Source organism: Vagococcus allomyrinae (genome assembly GCF_017829975.1).
Lineage (GTDB): Bacteria > Bacillota > Bacilli > Lactobacillales > Vagococcaceae > Vagococcus_D > Vagococcus_D allomyrinae.
This window is the reverse complement of sequence record NZ_JAEEGA010000004.1, coordinates 110921-130306: the sequence shown is the minus strand read 5'-3', so window position 1 is coordinate 130306 and position 19386 is coordinate 110921. Positions and strand designations below refer to the sequence as shown.

The window sequence follows — 19386 nt, the reverse complement described above, 5'->3', positions numbered from 1 at the left end:
GTGAATGGCTTTTGAGGTATTAATGCCAAAATTAAGCTCAACGATGGCAGAAGGAAGTATTACCCAGTGGTTTAAAGAAGAAGGAGAATATGTGGAAGTTGGCGAAGCAATTTTTGAAGTGATGACAGATAAAATTGCGATTGAAGTTGAGGCCTATGAAGAAGGAACATTGTTGAAACGTTATTACGAGGCAGATCAAATGGTACCGATTAATGCAGTGGTCGCCTTTTTAGGGAAAGTTGGTGAAGAGGTTCCTGATCAGGCACCGTCGATTGAGAGGCGTCAGTCTGAACCAATCAAAGAACAACCTCAGTCAGATTCTTCTGTCTCGGTTAGTCAAGAAATACGAGCGACGCCAGCCGCTAGGAAGCTGGCTCGTGAAAAAGGAATTGAGCTAAGTCATATTCTTGGAAGTGGGCGCCATGGCCGCATCCATCTCAGTGATGTGACGGCTTATTCGGTGAAGCCTAACGGCGTGCCAGCCGTTGAAAATCAAGAACTTTTCAGCCCGTGGAAGGGACTTCGTCGAGCGGTTGCTGATACGATGGTGACTAATAGTCAAACGATTCCTCATGTGACGATGGAAGCGCAAGTCAATCTCAAGGAATTGGTGTTGTTGCGGCAGCAGCTATTACCAGTGATTGAAGAGCAAAACGGCAAGCGGTTGTCTTTGCTTGAGTTCATGATTAAAGGGGTCACCGTCGCTCTTAAACAATTCCCTCGTTTAAACGCTCACGTCTTAGAAGATGGGATTCATGAATTTAGCCAGGTTAATATGGGGGTGGCGGTTGGCTTGACTGATGGTTTGGTCGTGCCGGTAATTAAAGGGGTCAATCAGCTTGGTTTAGCAGACCTAACTGAAGCAGTCAAAGTCATGACGGAAAAAGCCCGAGAAGGCAAGCTGACATCAGCGGAGGTATCTGATGGGACCTTTACCATTAGTTCTCTCGGTAAAGGGGTTGTTCGCCATTTTACACCGATTATCAATGGGCCCCAAGTGGCAATTTTAGGGGTTGGTAGTTTATATGAGGCGGCTTACTCAGTTGGCGATCAAGTGGAAATGCATCCTACCTTAACGTTAAGTCTTTCCTTTGATCATCGGGCAATCGATGGGGCGCCTGTGGCCGAATTTTTAAGCGTACTCGTAGGTCTTTTGGAACAACCTTATGGCCTATTACTATAAATAGGGAGAGGAAAGATTCGATGGAAAAAACGATCATTGAAACACTGGTAATTGGGTCAGGGCCAGGAGGTTATGTGGCAGCGATTAGAGCAGCACAATTAGGACAAGCTGTCACGATTGTGGAGAAAGACGAGATTGGGGGCGTCTGCTTAAATGAGGGGTGCATTCCGTCAAAAGCTTTAATTACTGCTGGACATCGCTATCAAGAAAGTCTTAACTCTGACTTTTTAGGTCTCGAGGTTAAGCAGGCCAACCTTGATTTTTCCCAAACGCAAACATGGAAAAATCACCATGTGGTCAAAAGACTGACGACTGGGATCGAGAGTTTGTTAACAAAGAACCAGGTTAAGATTATTAAAGGGAAAGCCCGTTTTATCGATCCAACTCAAGTGGCGCTTGAAACAGAGCATGGGGTAACTGATTATCGCTTTAAGCAGGCGATTATCGCCACTGGTAGCCGTCCGTTGTCGCTTAAGGGATTCCCTTTTGGACCACGAATTTTGGATTCAACAGGTGCCTTGAATTTAAGCGGAATTCCTAAAAAGCTAGTGATTATTGGGGGTGGCGTGATTGGCGCTGAACTAGGGAGTGCGTACGCTAATTTAGGCTCAGAGGTGACAATTTTAGAAGGCTCCCCTCAGTTACTGCCTAGTTTTGAGGGAGATATGGTTAGAGTGGTTCAGTCCGCTTTTAAGAAAAAAGGAATCGTTGTTCAGACTGAAGCGCTTGCTAAAGAGGCCGTTGTAACGGCCTCAGGTGTGGTTGTTCATTATGAGGTTAAAGGGAAGTCCTATGAAATTGCCGCAGACTATGTTTTGGTGACCGTTGGCAGACGTCCTAATACAGATGACTTAGATTTAGAGAAAACTGGCATAACAGTGGATCAGCAAGGTCTTATTCCAGTGGGAGCTGATTATCGCACAAAGGTGGCCAATATTTTAGCGATTGGTGATGTGGTGGCAGGATTGGCTTTGGCTCATAAGGCTAGCTACGATGGGAAAGTAGCGGCTGAAGTCTTAGCTGGTAAAAAAGTTGAGCGTGATTATCGAGCAGTGCCAGGGATTTGTTTCTCTGATCCTGAACTGGCTAGTACGGGACTTACTTTAAAGGAAGCTGAAAAGACCATTTCCGCCAAAGCGTTTCAATTTCCTCTCCAAGGCAATGGTCGAGCACTGTCACTTAATCAAAATCAGGGATTTGCTAGGCTGATTGTTGATCAGGATTCAACGATTGTCGGTGGTCAGATCGTCGGCGTAAACGCTAGCGAGATGATTGGTGAGATTACTTTAGCGGTAGAGGCAGGGTTGACAGTTGAGGATATCGCCTTAACCATTCACGCTCATCCGACATTGTCAGAAGCAATTATGGATACAGCTGAACTTGCTCAAGGCTTACCGATTCATCTATAAGGACAAGGGGATTTGGACAAGCGTCTAAATTCCCTTGTTTATTTTTTTTTATTTCTGGGAGAATGGCCGTAAATTCGTTTATAGGCTCTCGAAAATGATAAGGGGTTTTGATAGCCAACGGCTTTGGCAATAGTCGTTACTGTGTGGTCTGAGTTTTCTGGTAAAATAAAATTGTCTGTTACTCGATTAAAAGTGAATCAATATGGTAAACTGGTTTTATTAGCCGATTGTAAAGGAGCTTTAAATGAAGATAAATACCTATGAATTGAACGAAATACCTGAAGATCAACTGAGGTTTTCGGTGATTTTGGCTAAGCAAAATAATAAGACTATTTATGTTCGTCATAAAGATCGAATAAGTTATGAGCTACCTGGAGGCAGGAGAGAGTTAGGCGAATCTATTGAACAATGCGCCAGTAGGGAACTGTTTGAAGAAACAGGTGCAATTGCTTTTCAATTAAAGCCGTTGTTTATTTACGGTGTAGACAATGAGGGGATTGAAACTTTTGGTCAAGTTTTTTATGCAGAAGTAGCATCGCTGACTGATTCATTAGAGCACGAAATTGAAAAAGTTGTTTTACTTGATAGCTTGCCTGAAGTGCTGACATATCCAGATATTTATGCTGTAATTATTCCTAAAGCCGTAAAATTGATTCGATTATAATTTATTGTGAGGTTTTGTTGGCATAATGTAACTTGATTGGTCCAAAATGAGAGTCCTCACTATTAGAGTTAAGTCATTTACGTAAAGATAAACGATCCCCCAGAATTAATTCTGGGGGATCGTTATTGTCTGTTGTAAAAGTGTTATGAGATATCAAAAGTGCTTGAGAGCTGTTTTTTTAGGATGGAGTGTGCAAGAATCGTCGTTCATTATAATCGGGAAAGCGATCCGTGTGATCCAGTCATCTTCGTGAAGACCAAAAGAGAAGTCGCATAGGTATTCTTCAAGGTTAGGGCCAATGATTTGCAAGTTGTTTTCTTTAGAGTAGTTTATCAAATCAACGTAAGTTGAAAGAAGGGATTGATAATTACCAATCACAATTTTACTCATCATTAAGCGTTTTTCGATAATCCGCACACGAGGATGCTTAACGTTTGTTGGGGTAATAGGATAAAAAACTTCTAGTTGGCCCTCATCAAAGAAGAATTGATTAAAGTAGTGTTCATGAAAGATAGCCGAGAAAGGCCCAATAATTTGGAAGTTATCTTCTTCGCAAAGTTGAGTTAATTCAGCAAAACGATCCCAGAATAATTTTTTTGCATGGTGATTACAACGATAGTTAGTGAAATACACATAGGTTTCAGGGGAGTAGTCGATCGTAATATCACGATTGACTTGTGCTGTTTCCAAATAAATTAATGATTGACTGACAGCGGAATAGGAAGCCTTGGATTGGCGGATTTGTTCTTCAATTAGTTGTTTTTCCTTTTCTAATGCGGTAATAGATTGATTTAAGGCATTTCGAAATACCTTTAAGTCTTTTTTCTTTACGAGTAGTTTGATGTCGGAAATGCTTAAGCCTTTCTTTTTTAGTTCTTTAATTTTTAGAGCGTCAATTGCCTTTTCTTCTGAGTAATAACGGTAATTGTTGCTTGAATCACGCTTGCTAGGTTTTAGCAAGCCTTTTTCATCGTAAAATCGTAAATTTCGCTTGGAAATGCCGCAAATATCTGATAGCTCGCCAATGGTGTAGTATGCCTTCTCCTTCATACCTGAACCTCTCCTTTGGTTATTTGACTGCCTTTGACAATAGACGGAAGCGGGGAAGTTGAATTGATTTATTCTAAGAGTGACGTTGACAATAAGCTGGCGGACGGCAAATAGGGATAAGTTGAGATTTTTGTAAGCGGTATCTTTTTAGGTTTATTATACTATAATGCTCTTAAATGTCAATTGTCAGAATAAGCAAGAATCTTAGTAATAATCCTAACTTTTTTACTGCAGGTAAAGCACTAAGAATAGATCTGTTGTAGGAGAAAAGTAAAGCTTGATATTATGTTTGATTTAATTATCATGGTGTAGATCTGTTGATAAATTTGTGAGAATAACGACAGCAATTAGTGACAGGAAACAGGACACATTGTTTAAATTTCATTAAATGCTAAAGCGTCAAGCATTCTCCTGGCCCATGGTTTTAAGTCTTTTGCCTTTTAGACACTAGCGACAACAAAATGAAGACCAAAGAGTTCAGATTTTGGCGCATTTTGTAGAAATTATTTAGTCGGTACCCATATCAATTAATAGCTTTCCAAAAAATATCTTTGAAACAGAAGTTATGAGTGTGTTCCAATTTGACGAAGATCCGTTAAGTCGACATTTTTTTATTGGGTTGTCAGTATCTTAAGTGGATAGTGTTGTATGATTCGTTTAGGTTTCTGCTTAATAAATTATGTTGTAGAATTGAAACCTATTAGCACTTTTCAATTGTGCCTTTTTTGTGATTGTTTTTTTGATGAAAAAGTGGTTGAATAGAAGTGAGACAATCATAATTCAGTCCGAAAATTTTGTTTGAGGTATCAGTGAGCTGATTTAATGAGGTCAATTCAAAAAGCAACATCTGAGTATATGAAAGAACATGTGTTGTAGAGGCGAAAGGAACCGTAGATGGATATAAAACAAGAAGAATTAAGCAAGTTTGATGTTGTTAATATTTTTAAAAGTGACTTGGTCGAGGCCGAGCGACTATTAGGGATCGGTCAGGGAGATGATGCTTGCATGCTGTTAATTGCAGCTTCAAGGTCTTTTCTTCGCTGTTTATCTGAGGAGACTTTCGAATAAAAACCGTAGTAGATGAGTGTAATATATGTTGTGGAGGAAAATGATAAAAAAGTGATGTGTATTATTGCAGTATTGGTTCTAGTAGGGTGTTCGAAAAAACCTGAGGTGGCGACAGACCAATCAACAACTCAACCATCAAGCCCTGCGGCACTGCCTAGTCGGTGAGCCCAGTCCTACGGCTAGTATGTCGACAAGCGCTACTACGGAAAGGTTTAGCCAGCAGATTGAGGAAGTCAGCACGGCTCCTTACACGAGTTCGTTTAATGCTGTAAAAAATGCTGAGGCAATTGGTAAGGTGTTATTCACCTCTTTTTCAGGTAGTCAAGCAGGCGTGATGGAATATTTTGATCGAATGACGATTGTCGTGACAGGTCCAGATACTTACCAAGTCAGCTTGGTGGTTGGAGTGGCAACATGATGGAGGAATGGGTTAGGTAGTTAATCAAAAAGATAGCTAAAGGGAACGTAATCACCTAAATCTTGGAGTAGTATCAGGTGGTTACTTTTTTTGTAAGGGGAGTCAGCTGAAGAAGTGGGAAGAGTGAGCGGGCTGATCGGAAATTATACCTTTTGTTAGTTAAATTCAAAAAAGTTGGTTCTTTTTTTATTATCAAAATAGCTATTTTGACCTTATTTTAGAATTGACAGGTTATATGTTATTCCTTATTATGAGTGACCACCCAGTCAACAAATAAGCGTTGTTTAGGTGGCGCTGACTCCTGTTTCATCAGTGAATCTTGGCTTGTTATGCTGGATTTACAAAGGGAAAGTGACTGTCCAACTGCTAGATGGCTATCTAGAGTTAGGCAGTCACTTTTTTGGTGGTAAAGGCGAGTGTTAATCTTCTAAATGAATGACGCGGTCAAACATCGTGATGTCTTCTTTAGCGAGTTTGTGCCCGACTTCAATAACTGCTCCGGGATAGTTTTTTAGGGTTTCTCGAATAATGGCAGCGTTGTGATGATCTAGGGCAGACGTCCCTTCATCGACTAATAAAAACGGACGTTGTCGCAGTATGGCACGTGCAATTTCGATCCGTTGTATTTGACCACCAGAAAGACCTGTATCGTCTTCTTCTAGTGAGTAGTCTAGTCCTTTTTCGGTGATGAGCTCTGTTAAACCGGTCATTTTTATGGCGTCAGTAAGGTCTTGGTCTGAAAATGATTTTCCTAATGTTAAGTTGTGATAAAGAGTATCAGCAAATATAAAAGGAGTTTGTTGAATTAGCGCAAAGTGTGATTGCAACAGTGTTTTATTAAACTGAATGATAGGTTGGCCGTTGATAAGGTATTGACCTTCTGTTAGAGAAGTTTGTTGTTGAAAGACTTTTAGTAAAGTAGATTTCCCATAACCGGAAGGGGCCATAATCAGTAGTTTTTCTTGGGCATGAATCAGTAGTGTTGTTGGTTTTAATAGGAACTGTTTTCCTCTTTTTACAGCCGCTCCTTGTAATGTTAGCGATTGAATGGTTTTTAAAGAACTACCAGTTTTTATTTGTTCATAGTTAAACGCCAATTCGATTTTTGTTAAAATCCCGTCGACAGTAGCGAGCTGATTCTTAAGTTGAATGACTTGAATAATTGGATTAGTAAAAGAATTAGAAAGTTGCACAACTCCCAGAAATGCGCTTAAAGATAAGTTTCCTTGGATAATTCGCAAAATTCCAAAACCAAAAGGCAAGATGATTCCTGTAAACCATGAGACAAGATAGATAATAGAATCTGAGAATGCGATGGTTCGTTCCATATTAGCCAGTGACTTTTCCAATTGTTGCACAGAGATATCAGCTTGTGTTTCGGCATAAGAGTAAGCTTGATAGGTGACAATCGTAGCAATACCGTGGAAAAGATTGTTCATTTTTTTTACATAAGCACTGTTGTCTTGTGTCCAGGTGTTTGCTGTCTGCTTAATGCTCTTTTCGGTTATTTTTGAGATAAAAAAAGGGAGAAATGAAGCCAGTACGCAAACGAGCGTCATAAAAAAATCAAAGGTTAAAGAACCTAGTAATGCGATTATAAAGGACAATAGATTGCCAATAATCGTAATTTCTGCTTTAATACCGCTAGTTTCTAGTTGTTTCATGTCATTTGTTAAAAGTGATAAAATCTGACTGGTTTTATCACTCTCCTGTCGCAAGTAATAGTTGACTAATTTACGTTTCAAGTTTTGATTGATATCTTGAATAAACTGAATTTGAAAATACTTGGATAAGTAATTGATGATGCCGAAAATAAAAAATCCGATCACTCCCAACCAAACAATTTGTTTAAATTCAACTAAGTTTTTATTGCCAGCAACGCGAATAAAAGCACTGATAATGTACGCCAGTAATAAATTACTGAAACTGTTTGCAACTTGAAAAATAATCATAAGGATAAGTTTGAAGCGATTGCCATATTTTATAATAATCATTTTATTTCCTCCTCTTTCTTTAGTATAGGTTCAAGTTCCTGCGTTTTATGGTAATATTACAATATATTGTAAAAAAAGTAGGGGACTAAATGAAAAATTATGGAGAAGCCTTTCGTTATTTGCGTAAAAATAAAGGGGTTAAGCTGAAGGAGTTAGCGGAAGAAGGTCTTTCAGTGTCGTTAATTGCCCAGTTTGAAAAGGGGCAATCGAAAATCTCCTACGATCGGTTGTTGAAATTATTGCATAAACTGAATGTCAGTCATGATGAATTTGGGTTATTAGTTAACCCGGGGCAGTATTGGCTAAAAGAGCAGGAGATGATGAGTAAGTTTTATCAATTGATGAACAGTTATCAAATTGATACGGTTATTGATGACTTTTTGCTGAAATTGCTGGTAGAACAAAGGAAAATTGAAGATTATTTGGCGAAACAAGTCAGTCTAAAGATGAGTCATTTTTTGATATTTGTTAAAATTTACGTGTTGTTTATCAAATTGAAACAAACGGGAAAGCCGATGAGCTTAGAAGTTATTCCAGAGGATATTGGAGTAATCGGGCTACCCGTTCAGCAATATTTATTTGATGTTGAGATTTGGGGGCTTTATGAATTAGAATTACTCAATCGCATGTCCTTTATTTTTACACCGCCTATTTTGTGGCGTTTTGTTCAACAATCTGTCAAACGATTAGAGTCTTATCGGTGTTTACCAGCAGCGGAGGAGTTGGTTTTCCAGACGTTATTTACCTGTTTAACTGTTTTTTGTGCTAAAAATGCTTTTGAATATGCCTTTAAGACGCTTCTAATGGTTGAGGAACAATTGGTCTTTCAAGAAAATCTTCGTTTTGCGGCAATGTTGCCTTTTTATCGGGGCTGGATATATTTTTTTATGGGAGATCAAAGTAAAGCCAATTCGTTATTTCTGGAAACCATTCAGATTTACGAGCAGTTGGGTTTAGAAAAAGAACGGGATAAATATAAGGAATTGAGCGGAAATTTGAAAAAAGTCAAAGAAAATCAGCTGTTTCTAATCCAGATTTTTGGCTCAGTATAGGAGAGGTTACATGAATAAGTATCGTCATGAAAAGCGTTATAAATGGTCCGATCCACAAATTTTGGCATTATATCCACAATTTTCTAGTCAGTTTATTACAGGCATTGAGTCATTAGAACTTTATACAGATTATGACGAGTGGTATAGTGAAAAACTTTCTTATTTAAAAATAACGTTCAAGTTAATTGATGGCATCAAGGAGAAGTTGACAATTTTATTTAAGGATGTTTCTTCGTTTAGGCTAGAAGGGTTTGGAGGAGGTTATCACCCAATTTCTGGTTTTGATATTATCATACTAGACTATGGGCCAGGGACAACGGTTCAATACGAGGTGATTGATTACGAAGATGGGGCGCTATTTTTCTATTTTAGATCTATGGAGGTTTTATCTTTTAGTCAGAAATAAAGGTGAGCTATTTGTTAGAGAAAGAAAGGAGACAAGATGGACGATATGAGTGAAGAGCTAAAACAGGAGATATACGAAGTCTTAAATTTTACTGTTAATTCAGGTTATTTTGCAAAAGAGGAGGTAGAAGAAATAGCGATTCAGCAAATAGAAGAGCTCTTTTTTGATTATGAGAGGAGCCTATTAGCAGTTGCTGACGTTCGACAGATGATTATGGAAGTTAAGACCAGTTATCAGTCAACATCTTCAGCTTGTTATGAACGGTTACGTCAAGTTTTTGATCAACTTAATCGTGAGAGGATTATTGCAGTTGATTTTGCTGGTTATGATATGAGTGAAGGTCATGAATCTGTAGGAGATGTGTTTCAATTTATGAAAGCTAATGAGATTCCTCGTTTTGGTTACTGTTTTTTTCATCAACAAGATATTGAAAGAAGCATGGACCCAACAATCGGCGAATTGTTTTTAGCTTTTAATAGTATGAATGGGGATGAGGAAATTGCTTTAGCTGTTGGTAAACGAGTTGTGTCTTTATTAGCACAACAAAATTTCACGGTAAGTTGGGATGAAACGGTCCATCAGCGTATCTGCATTGAGGAGTTTACGTGGGACAAGGTTTTTAACAATGAGGCGAACGGAGTCGAACAAGCAATTCAGGTGATGCGTGAAACCTATGTCGTATAAAAGAGGTGCTTAATGGACAGCCATTCCGATTCCTATTATGATTCTTAGTGATTCACTCTACAAATTTGCAGTAAAGCTTGAGGTGTTTGTGATGAATTGCTAACTAATGACCAAAAGATAATGACTATCTTTTGGTCATTAGTTTTAATTAAGTCGGTTTATAGGAGCTTACATTCTAGATGTTTTTATCGTTTAAGCTGTTTGTCGTCTTATTAAATCAGTTTATTCGATTTATTGATACTTTTTATTTAAAAAGGTTTTAAAAGTTTTATTTATAGCTTATACTTGAGGTATCTCTTTTTAAAAAGGGGTAATTAATGAAAAGGAGCTAGATATGAAAAATAAAACGTTAATTAAGTTGACATTGGTAACATTAATTGCACCATCATTTTTGAATGCTCAAGGGGCAATTGCAGCTGAGACGCTACAAGAAAAAATGCCTGTAACAGAAAATGCGGGTACAATCACCTCAAAGGAAGCTGCACCAGAAGTAGAAGTTGTGCCTACTCCAGAAGTTACCCCATTACCAGTAGAGGAAGCGCCATCGACAGTTGAAACAGTACCGGCGCCGTTACCCAAGGAGGAGCTTGCTCCAGAGGTATTAGTAACGCCAACACCTGAAGTAGTTGTGACACCAGCTGATGAGCCAACGACTCCTACACCAACTCCTGGTGACGATGTTAGCCATCTACCTGGAGAAAATAATGGTGGGCTCAATGCTCCCACTTTATCGGTTAATCCTGTTAAAATGATCAAAAAAGGGGTTGTTTTCGATCCGTTGGTGGGTGTCTATGCCTATGATCATTCAGGTGATGTAAGTCAGCGAATTAAAGTGGTCACAAATACTGTTGATATAGCTAAAGCGATTGAAAAAAATGCACCACCTTATATTGTTGTCTATGAGGTAGATTCGGTTGATGGTGGACCGAAAACAACGAGAACAGTTGAAGTTTACGTGGTTGATGATAGCCAATATGGTATGCTAACAGCCTCAATTTCAGACTTTACGATTGCACAAAATGGTGATTTGACAGCTGAAATCAAAAAGCGATTGGTTGTGAAAGGACCTGACGGAAAAGTTTTACCAGCTTCAGATTATAAGATTGCGACAAATGGTTCAGCTGGTGGTGGCGATGTTGGAGAGTTTAATATTTCAGTTGTTGTCTCTTCGGAAGATTATGGCACGTCGACAGAAGTGACTGTTAAAGTAACGGTGCTTAAAGGAGTAACGTTAACAGCTTCAGACCGTCGTATCCTTTTAGGTGAAACTTTCGATCCTCAAGAAGGGATTGTGGCGTTTGAAACTATGGCGGATGGCACTACTAAGAATTTAGAAGCCTATGATGTGACGACGGATTCTGGTCTTTCAATTATTGGGAATGTTAATACTACTTTAGCAGGTGTTTATCCTGTGACATATTCGGCTAAGAGTAGTAGTGGTGTCGTAGAGTCAGTTACCGTTAATATCACCGTGGCTGAAAGTAATATTACAATCAACACGGAAAGTTCCATTACGATCTTTCAAGGCTCAACTTTTACGCCAGAAAATTATGCAACAGCAACCGATGAAAGAGATGGTGCTCTTCAGGTGACGGCCACTCATAATGTGGCGACTGAGACGCCTGGTACCTATTCTGTTACTTATACAGCGACTAACTCGGCTTTGAAAACAGAGACGGTAACTGTGCCAGTCATTGTTGAAGAAAGAATTCCTAAAATTATTGTCTCCTCGCCAACAATTGTTCAAGATCAGGAGGTTACTGATGCCATGATTAGAAGTTGGGTGACTGTGGAAGATCCGCTTGAGGCTGATTTGATTGATAAAGTTACCTACACGGTGACCAAACGGGGAGTGCTCGACACAACAACCGTAGGGAATACATTTACGGTTGATTATTCAGTAACGAACTCTTCTGGTAATGTGGCAACTGCTTCATTGACTGTGACAGTAGCTGAGCGGCATGCAACAATCACGGCAGCTGACCAAACGGTTAAGATTGGTGAGACAATTACCGACGCAATGATTAGAGGATGGGCCAGTGCCAGTGATCCAGTAGATGGTGAAAACCTTGCTGTTACTGATTTTAAGTTGTTGGATGGTGAAATTAACACCAATGTCGCTGGCAGCAAGTATCGAATTGAGTATTCTTATACGAATACGGCTCATAATACTGCCACAAAAGTTATCACTCTATCTGTCGCCGATGTTATCATGCCGACTTTAAATGTGGAAGATCACGTTATGTATGTTGGTGACAAGTTAACCGAAGAGATGATTTTAGCTTGGGCAACGACTGAAAATGCGGAAAATGTGGGATTTGAAGTGTTAGGTGATGCGATCAAGGTCAGTACACCAGGCAGCACCTTAGTGGAGCCAGGAACTCAGCAAATTCGATTCACAGCTTATGCTGGCGTAAATAATGGTAAAGAGGTTAAGGGGTCACCAACCCAACCTGCTTCAGCAAAAAATAAGGAAAAAACAATCACGTTGACAGTTAAGGCTAAGGGTGACGGTTCTGGAAATAATGGCCATTCTACCATTAAAACAAGCGGAATTAACACAGCACCTAAAACAAATGTGATTAAGACAGGCAAGGCGACTTTACCTAAGACAGGCGTGAACGCGTCTAATATGATGTGTTCATTAATTGGTTTAATATTAGTTGTTATGTATGTCTTTAAAAAGAAACAAGATGAGTGGGATATTGAGTTATAAAAAGACTATTTTATCAGGTTACTCTAACTAGTAAAAGTGGTCATATTTTAATGATATGAGAAAAAGCTGAATGAGATATTGCCATTGTTCCGAGTGCTTTAGCACTTAGAATTGTTGAGATAGAAGCTTAGCGTAGTACTGCCGAGTGAGGCAGAGTCAACGACGATTTAGAGTGAAAAACAATTCAAGTTCTTCTTTTACATGGGAAGAACTTGAAATGTTCTTCTATTAAAAAAATGTCAGAAGGGGATTTTTTTTGAAATATTATAAAATTGGTTGGATTGTACTAAAGAAATGTTTGGTTTTTATTTTCGTATTTGTTGGTTTGTCACTGATGTTTGCCTACTTTAAATTGAACACCAAACATCTTCAACTGTTAATTACTGTCTCATTTGTATTTGTCAGCTTGCAATATTATTATGTTGTGGCACTGTCATTAATGGGGATCAGGAAACCTGTGAAAGATTACGCCGACCGCCGACCGAAAACCCGGTTTTTAATTTTGATACCTGCTCATAATGAAGAGCAAGTGATTGCCTCTACTGTTACAAATTTAAGAAAGTTAGAGTACCCACAAGAACTATTTGAAATTGTGGTTATCAATGACAATTCGACGGATGAGACTGAAATGATTTGCACTCAAATAGGTGTTAATCACGTCAACACTGGCGAGAAGTTATTTCCTAGAGAAGGCGTAGGGAAACCTGGTGGAATCCAATACGCATTAAGAACTTTGGGGTTTGAAGGACTTGCTGATCAATATGATATTTTATTAATTATTGATGCGGATAATCATGTTGATCAGCATTTGCTTAAAGAACTTAATTCTCAGTGGCAATCAAAGGGAAAGCCAGAGGCCATTCAGAGTTATTTAGGGGTTAAAAATTATGGAACTATTTTAAGTAGAGGTTATGGCATTTCTTATTGGATCAGCAATCGTTTTTTTCAACATGCCAAATATCGTTTAAAATTGCCATGTTCATTAGGTGGAACTGGTATGGCTTTAAATTTGAATTATCTTTTGAAAAAGGGAGGTTTCAAATTTGATTCTTTGACAGAAGATTTAGAATTGGAGATTGAGATAGTTAAGGATGGCGGGCGAATTCTTTGGAATTATTTTGCGGGTGTCTATGATGAGAAACCAGATCATTTGCAAATCAGTATGAAGCAGCGCACGCGATGGGCGCAAGGCCACTGGTATGTGGCGTTTAAAAATAGCGGGTGTCTCTTAAAGGCGTTTTTTAAAACGCGGAAATGGAAATATATCGATCAGTTAATCTATCTTTACAGTATGGGGCAATCGTTGTATTATGTAATTTTTGCAGTGCTTAACGCCTTGTTTATGTATATCACGTATGTTGCAACATATAATATTGATCTGGTTTACAATCAATTTTTATTTCATCTGTTTCATAGTTTTTTTCCGTTGTTTATTTTTTATTGGTTTACTGGGATATACAGCTATGCCTTTCTTCCGTTATTCACACTGCATCAAATACATCAGAAAAAATTTTTTCTAAAGACAGTGTTCTTAAGTCTGCCTTATTACAGTTTGACATTTATGGTTGTTCAAATAAGAGGTCTTTTAAAATTCAAACAACAAGGTCATTGGGTAAAGACACCACATAATAAAACGTTGATCGAACTTGAAGATACAAAATCTAGTAAGTCTTCTGTTCGTAAACTGGAGTAAATGTGAAGTTGATGGAAAAGGATGAAGAATGTTTTACTAAAGTTTGATGGTCTATTGTTCAAATAATGTGGTATTTTATCTTAGCGAAATAGTTAAGGGGTATTTACTATCAACTTTGAAAAAAAATAACTATATACATCATGTTAAATAATCAGACCTCAAGAATGGCACTTTCAGCTTTTTTCTAGCTGAAAGTTTAACAGTAAAGAAGAATTATTTAATAGGAACTATATGGATTAAACAAGCAAGGAGTTGGCCAAGGAGGACAGCTACTCGCTTGTTTTATTTGCTCCATTTTGACATTTTGTTTTTCATAAAAAATCGAAAAATAAAGTTATTTTAATTTAGTTAGGAACGAATTATTATGACTCGGCAAGCGGCTGTATTGGCCGTTTTTAGTGGAAGCTACCTTTAGGTTAATGGAACGATATCTGATTATATATCTCTTTTTCAACTTTCTATTTGACATCAAATGACGGGCATGATATTATTTGTAAGTCTTAAAACGTAATCATTACGTTTTGCGTTTTAAGATAATTTGATTGAGCATAAGGGGAGTGGTAACAGTGAAGAAACTGATTAAATGGGGGCTTGGAGTTGTAGCGATAAGTTTATTAGGGGCATGTTCTACCGGCGATCTCAAAAAGGAAACCTCTAGCAATGGGGAGATTAAGGTAGTGACTACTTTTTATCCGATGTATGATTTTACTAAAAATATTGTAGGAGACGAAGGGGATGTCTCCTTGATGATTCCTGCTGGAACAGAGGCACATGATTATGAGCCATCGGCCAAAGAATTAAAGAAGCTGCAAGATGCTGATGTCTTTGTTTATAATAATGAAAATATGGAGGTATGGGTTCCTTCAGTGGCGAATGTCTTGACTGAGGGCGGGGTAACGGTCATTAAAGCGACAGACAACATGGTTTTGTTACCAGGTACTGAAGAGGAACATGATCATGCTGAAGAAGATCATTCCCATGAAGGTCACAGTCATGAGTTAGATCCTCATGTGTGGTTAGCGCCAAGTTTGGCGATTAAGGAAGTGTCAGAAATTCGCGATCAATTAATCGCAGCATATCCAGAAAAGGAAGTTATTTTTACGAAAAATGCTGCTGCCTACTTAACTAAATTGACGAATTTGGATCAGTTGTTTAAAGATACGCTGTCTGGGGCAAGCCAAAAAAGTTTTGTTACCCAACATGCTGCCTTCGGCTATTTAGCACTGGAATATGGGTTAAAGCAAGTGCCGATTGCGGGACTATCACCTAGTGAAGAACCATCGGCTGCCAGATTGGCAGAATTGAAAGATTATGTCGAAGACAATGATGTGACCTATATCTATTTTGAGGAGAATGCCACAGACACAATTGCCCGCACATTAGCAGAGGAAGCAAAGGTAGAACTGCTTGTCTTGAATCCTTTAGAAGGGCTGACTGAAGAGCAAATGGCAGCGGGGGCTGATTATGTCTCAATCATGAAGGAAAATTTAGCTTCTTTAAGCAAGACCATTAATTCAGGCACCTCATCAAAGCTTGACTCTGCTGAAGAAACGGAAAAGACTGTTTATAATGGCTATTTTACTGATGGGCAAGTCAAAAATCGCGAACTGGCTGATTGGGCAGGTCAGTGGCAGTCAGTCTTTCCCTATGTGCTAGATAATACTTTAGACCCAGTATTTGAATATAAGGCGAAGTTAAACAAGGATATGACAGCTGAGGACTATAAAGAGTATTATAAAACAGGCTATGATACAAAGATCGATCAACTAAAGATAACAGGGTCCTCCATGACGTTTATTGATGATCACGGGAAATCGATTTCTTCTGAGTACAAATATGTGGGATACAAAATTCTCGAGTATGAGAAAGGCAATCGTGGGGTTCGCTACTGTTTTGAAGCTGTTGACCCAAGCAGTGGGGCCTATCGAACGGTGCAGTTTAGTGATCACACGATTGAACCTAGCAAATCGGCTCATTTCCATTTGTATTTCGGAAATCAAAGTCAAGAGGAGCTGTTGCAAGAGTTAACTAATTGGCCTACATACTACCCTTCAGAGTTATCAGGTTTTGAAGTTGCCCAGGAAATGATGGCTCATTGATGTTTAACAGATTATCGCTTGCGAGACAATAAAGTAACTAAACGAAGACTGTTGAATAAATAGGCAACTATTTGTTTAACAGTCTGTTGCTGTATCACGAAAAATCGCGAATTTTCTGCTATTGCTAAACTTTTTATTGTGGCTTTCATGTGTGATAGTCGCTGTTTTTAGGTCGAAAATCATGGTATACTTTTCTTAATAAGCCTCATGATCTGTTTTTTGAAAGACGTTCAGAAGCTGGTGTGTTTTTCGAAAAGATCGTATTTTTGTTATAAATGTATGAAGATTATTAGGAACTTATTTCGGGGAATAGAATAGGGGAATTAATATGGAAGAGATAATAAAAAATGATTTTGTCTTGTTTTTACAGCGTAAGGTCAATGCAGAATTAGGGACAGTTGGCTATGAGATATTGTTGAGGGATAGTAAAAATAGCCATCGATTCCCTCGTGATAAATTTGCTCAAATACGAAATAATCGTCAGTATTACAATGATTTTTTAATATGGATGACAGATGAGGTCGGCAATCTGCTGAAAAAATATCCCAATAGTTGCTTTTCAATTAATTTTACACGAGCAGAATTGATGTATGATGAAACGATTGACTTATTGGAGCGAAGTCGGCAAATTAGTCATCGGCTGATTGTGGAAGTCACCGAAGAAGTGGTAATTAACTCCAAACTGGTGCCCCATGGCGAAGGGATCTCGTTCACCTCACAATTAGAAAGACTTAAGGCGATGGGGTATCAGATTTCAATTGATGATATTAGCTCAGGACAAAATAGCGTTGGCAATATTTTGGAATGTTTGCCATATATTCACGAATTGAAGATCTCTTATGTTAACTTTGCTAAACTTGGCTTAGAACCGTTGGCTTTGACTAGTTTGATTAATTTTTGGCAATCTTTTTGTGAAAAAAATCATTTGCGATTGGTGATCGAAGGCATTGAGACAGAGGAAGTTTTTAAACAGCTTAAGAATCAGGGGTTAACTTTTTTTCAAGGCTATTACTTTTCAATGCCTTTTCAAGGAGATACATAAGGCTTATCTTTAAATGGAATCAGAGGAACACTTGAAACACTCGCTTATAGTGGGATGCAACGAGACGTTGCACAACGATATGACAGAGGCAATGAATTTGTGCGACCAGCAGGATTTACTAAAATGAAAGGGCGATGTATGATAAATTTAGCAATTGGGGCCAAACTAAAACGGGCTCGAACTGAATTAAAGCTATCTCAAGCTGACGTAGCAGCCTGTCTGATGATCACACGCCAAACCTTATCAAAGTGGGAACTTGGTAAAAGTCTTCCTGACTTGATGAGTTTAAAACAGTTAGCGCTACTGTACGATGTGTCTCTGGATTCTTTGCTTGAGATGGCCAAGGAGAAGATGGAAATGTTATCAACGATTAGTAACGAGGAGCTAAGTCAATTGATGGTAGCTGAGATGTGTCAGCCAAAAGAAGCGACTGATGAGCAAAGAGCTTTTATCTTGGAGCAGGTTATTTCGGTGATCGGATCTCAAGCAGAATGGTGGCATGAACTAATTTGGTTCGCAGTTGATAAGCAACCGATCATACCAAGTCGCTACTATATGCCAAATTACGCCATTACGACTGAGACGTCAAAAACCTGTCAAGCCCTTTTTCCAGGTTATAATTACAAACTGTATTTGTTGACTAAAAGTGATTTTGTTATTATGAACTTATTCGACTGGTTTGAACGGTCTCAGCTTACGGTCTATTCTTTGGCTAAGATGGATTTTATGGCGGTAGGTAAGCTCTATGATCCGTCAATAGTTGCTGGAAATTCTTCCGGAATCTGTTACCGTACTGAGACTGGTCATTTTGATTTAGTATCACTGACATCATCTGAAGCGGCTAAACTTAGTCATGTGCTAGCAGTACTCGATCCACAACATCACTATTTTATTGAACTGGAAACGATGAGTCTGTCTCAGTTTTATAAAAAATATGCCAAAAAAGGGTATCAAGATCGATAAAGGGGATGTAGTAAGGTGGAAATTGACAAACGAAGACTTTATCTGATGGGAACGGTCATTGAACTCTGGGTTGATCACGATCATTCTGAGCAGTTACTGGATCAGGCCGAGGAGATGTTGATCGATTATGAAAGACGATTTAGTGCTAATGACGCCAGTTCTGATTTAATGAGAATCAATCAGCAGGCAGGACACGCACCAGTCAGCGTTCGAGAGGATCTATTTGAGCTAATTCAAAAAGGAAAAGAACAAAGTATTTTGAGAGACAGTTATTTAAACATTGCAATTGGTCCGCTGATTCAAGAATGGCGCGTGGGCTTTAAAGACGCCAAATTTCCGACTGATGGACGGATAAAGCAACTGTTGACTGTGATTGATCCGCGATATATTACCCTTGATGATGAGCGGCAATCCGTCTTTTTGGAAAAAAAGGGCATGGCCATCGACTTAGGCGCTTTAGCTAAGGGATATTTTGCGGACAAAGTGATTGAGTTTTTTAAAAGGCGAGAAGCACGGGCGGGTTTAATCGACTTAGGTGGCAATGTCTTAACGTTTGGCGATGCCCCCAATCATGCAGATGGAAAATGGCGTGTCGCCATTCAGAATCCTTTTTTGCCACGAGGACATTCGGCTGCGATTGTTCTGGTGAAAAATCAATCAGTTGTCACATCTGGGATTTATGAGCGAAGGTTTGAGTGGCAAGGAAAAAGCTATCACCATATTTTTGATAGTGAGACAGGTTACCCGCTTCAATCGGAGCTGGCCAGTCTTACGGTGATTTCTGATGAATCTTTGGTGGGGGAAATTTGGACAACCCGTTTATTTGGTAAAAAAGCGGTCACGGTTATTAGAGAACTAAGAACGGTGGCAGGCGGCGAAGGGTTGGTCATTACCACTGATGGTCAATTAGCTCATACTGAAGGGGTGGTTTTGGAAGATTAAAAG

17 protein-coding genes are annotated in these 19386 nt (G+C 38.8%); 14 read left to right on the top strand and 3 right to left on the bottom strand.

Annotated elements, in window-relative coordinates; genetic code table 11:
- Positions 1–4 precede the first annotated feature (4 nt).
- On the top strand, positions 5–1183 hold the full coding sequence (locus I6N95_RS07660) for a dihydrolipoamide acetyltransferase family protein (protein ID WP_209526362.1): 1179 nt from the start codon (positions 5–7) through the stop codon (positions 1181–1183).
- 20 nt (positions 1184–1203) lie between these two features.
- A complete protein-coding gene (gene lpdA / locus I6N95_RS07655) occupies positions 1204–2592 on the top strand; it encodes a dihydrolipoyl dehydrogenase (RefSeq protein ID WP_209526360.1) in 1389 nt (462 codons plus the stop codon).
- A gap of 38 nt (positions 2593–2630) precedes the next feature.
- Here lpdA and I6N95_RS27815 read toward each other — a convergent pair whose 3' ends face one another.
- Entirely contained in the window at positions 2631–2759 is a 129-nt protein-coding gene (locus I6N95_RS27815) for a helix-turn-helix domain-containing protein (RefSeq protein WP_209526695.1), read from the bottom strand.
- Positions 2760–2836: 77 nt separating this feature from the next.
- Between I6N95_RS27815 and I6N95_RS07645 the strand changes: the two genes are divergently transcribed.
- Positions 2837–3256 (top strand): NUDIX hydrolase, encoded by a 420-nt coding sequence (locus I6N95_RS07645; RefSeq protein WP_209526357.1) that lies wholly within the window; start codon positions 2837–2839, stop codon positions 3254–3256.
- A gap of 153 nt (positions 3257–3409) precedes the next feature.
- Here the strand turns inward: I6N95_RS07645 and I6N95_RS07640 are convergent, their stop codons facing one another.
- Complete coding sequence (locus I6N95_RS07640) at positions 3410–4306, bottom strand: MerR family transcriptional regulator (RefSeq protein WP_209526355.1); 897 nt, start codon at positions 4304–4306, stop codon at positions 3410–3412.
- A gap of 894 nt (positions 4307–5200) precedes the next feature.
- Between I6N95_RS07640 and I6N95_RS07635 the strand changes: the two genes are divergently transcribed.
- Complete coding sequence (locus I6N95_RS07635; protein WP_209526353.1) at positions 5201–5374, top strand: hypothetical protein; 174 nt, start codon at positions 5201–5203, stop codon at positions 5372–5374.
- Between the two features lie 184 nt (positions 5375–5558).
- A complete protein-coding gene (locus I6N95_RS07630) occupies positions 5559–5792 on the top strand; it encodes a hypothetical protein (RefSeq protein ID WP_209526350.1) in 234 nt (77 codons plus the stop codon).
- A 419-nt stretch (positions 5793–6211) separates the two neighbouring features.
- On the opposite strand, the gene I6N95_RS07625 is transcribed toward I6N95_RS07630, so the two are convergent.
- Positions 6212–7786 carry an ATP-binding cassette domain-containing protein gene (locus I6N95_RS07625; RefSeq protein WP_209526348.1) on the bottom strand — a complete coding sequence of 525 codons (1575 nt, stop codon included), beginning with the start codon at positions 7784–7786 and terminating at the stop codon, positions 6212–6214.
- Positions 7787–7875: 89 nt separating this feature from the next.
- On the opposite strand from I6N95_RS07625, the gene I6N95_RS07620 reads away from it, so the two are divergent.
- The 9 genes from I6N95_RS07620 (at position 7876) to I6N95_RS07580 (ending at position 19383) form a co-directional block, all read left to right on the top strand.
- Positions 7876–8838, top strand: coding sequence for a helix-turn-helix domain-containing protein (locus I6N95_RS07620; RefSeq protein ID WP_209526345.1), 963 nt, complete (start codon positions 7876–7878; stop codon positions 8836–8838).
- A gap of 10 nt (positions 8839–8848) precedes the next feature.
- Positions 8849–9244, top strand: coding sequence for a hypothetical protein (locus I6N95_RS07615; protein ID WP_209526344.1), 396 nt, complete (start codon positions 8849–8851; stop codon positions 9242–9244).
- A gap of 36 nt (positions 9245–9280) precedes the next feature.
- Entirely contained in the window at positions 9281–9928 is a 648-nt protein-coding gene (locus I6N95_RS07610; RefSeq protein ID WP_209526343.1) for a DUF6891 domain-containing protein, read from the top strand.
- Between the two features lie 334 nt (positions 9929–10262).
- Positions 10263–12644, top strand: coding sequence for an immunoglobulin-like domain-containing protein (locus I6N95_RS07605; RefSeq protein WP_209526342.1), 2382 nt, complete (start codon positions 10263–10265; stop codon positions 12642–12644).
- Between the two features lie 256 nt (positions 12645–12900).
- Positions 12901–14337 carry a glycosyltransferase family 2 protein gene (locus I6N95_RS07600; RefSeq protein WP_209526341.1) on the top strand — a complete coding sequence of 479 codons (1437 nt, stop codon included), beginning with the start codon at positions 12901–12903 and terminating at the stop codon, positions 14335–14337.
- A gap of 566 nt (positions 14338–14903) precedes the next feature.
- Positions 14904–16436: a metal ABC transporter solute-binding protein, Zn/Mn family gene (locus I6N95_RS07595; RefSeq protein ID WP_209526340.1), complete on the top strand. Its 1533-nt coding sequence runs from the start codon at positions 14904–14906 to the stop codon at positions 16434–16436.
- 328 nt (positions 16437–16764) lie between these two features.
- Positions 16765–17478 (top strand): EAL domain-containing protein, encoded by a 714-nt coding sequence (locus I6N95_RS07590; RefSeq protein ID WP_209526339.1) that lies wholly within the window; start codon positions 16765–16767, stop codon positions 17476–17478.
- 138 nt (positions 17479–17616) lie between these two features.
- Complete coding sequence (locus I6N95_RS07585) at positions 17617–18441, top strand: helix-turn-helix domain-containing protein (protein ID WP_209526338.1); 825 nt, start codon at positions 17617–17619, stop codon at positions 18439–18441.
- A 45-nt stretch (positions 18442–18486) separates the two neighbouring features.
- Positions 18487–19383 (top strand): FAD:protein FMN transferase, encoded by an 897-nt coding sequence (locus I6N95_RS07580; RefSeq protein ID WP_245249305.1) that lies wholly within the window; start codon positions 18487–18489, stop codon positions 19381–19383.
- Positions 19384–19386 lie beyond the last annotated feature (3 nt).

What these genes read in the sequence shown, in the direction of transcription:
- I6N95_RS07660 (WP_209526362.1), top strand. Translation starts at nt 5, where the DNA reads ATGGCTTTTGAGGTATTAATGCCAAAATTAAGCTCAACGATGGCAGAA.
- lpdA (WP_209526360.1), top strand. Translation starts at nt 1,204, where the DNA reads ATGGAAAAAACGATCATTGAAACACTGGTAATTGGGTCAGGGCCAGGA.
- I6N95_RS07645 (WP_209526357.1), top strand. Translation starts at nt 2,837, where the DNA reads ATGAAGATAAATACCTATGAATTGAACGAAATACCTGAAGATCAACTG.
- I6N95_RS07640 (WP_209526355.1), bottom strand. Translation starts at nt 4,306, where the DNA reads ATGAAGGAGAAGGCATACTACACCATTGGCGAGCTATCAGATATTTGC.
- I6N95_RS07635 (WP_209526353.1), top strand. Translation starts at nt 5,201, where the DNA reads ATGGATATAAAACAAGAAGAATTAAGCAAGTTTGATGTTGTTAATATT.
- I6N95_RS07630 (WP_209526350.1), top strand. Translation starts at nt 5,559, where the DNA reads ATGTCGACAAGCGCTACTACGGAAAGGTTTAGCCAGCAGATTGAGGAA.
- I6N95_RS07625 (WP_209526348.1), bottom strand. Translation starts at nt 7,786, where the DNA reads ATGATTATTATAAAATATGGCAATCGCTTCAAACTTATCCTTATGATT.
- I6N95_RS07620 (WP_209526345.1), top strand. Translation starts at nt 7,876, where the DNA reads ATGAAAAATTATGGAGAAGCCTTTCGTTATTTGCGTAAAAATAAAGGG.
- I6N95_RS07615 (WP_209526344.1), top strand. Translation starts at nt 8,849, where the DNA reads ATGAATAAGTATCGTCATGAAAAGCGTTATAAATGGTCCGATCCACAA.
- I6N95_RS07610 (WP_209526343.1), top strand. Translation starts at nt 9,281, where the DNA reads ATGGACGATATGAGTGAAGAGCTAAAACAGGAGATATACGAAGTCTTA.
- I6N95_RS07605 (WP_209526342.1), top strand. Translation starts at nt 10,263, where the DNA reads ATGAAAAATAAAACGTTAATTAAGTTGACATTGGTAACATTAATTGCA.
- I6N95_RS07590 (WP_209526339.1), top strand. Translation starts at nt 16,765, where the DNA reads ATGGAAGAGATAATAAAAAATGATTTTGTCTTGTTTTTACAGCGTAAG.
- I6N95_RS07585 (WP_209526338.1), top strand. Translation starts at nt 17,617, where the DNA reads ATGATAAATTTAGCAATTGGGGCCAAACTAAAACGGGCTCGAACTGAA.
- I6N95_RS07580 (WP_245249305.1), top strand. Translation starts at nt 18,487, where the DNA reads ATGGGAACGGTCATTGAACTCTGGGTTGATCACGATCATTCTGAGCAG.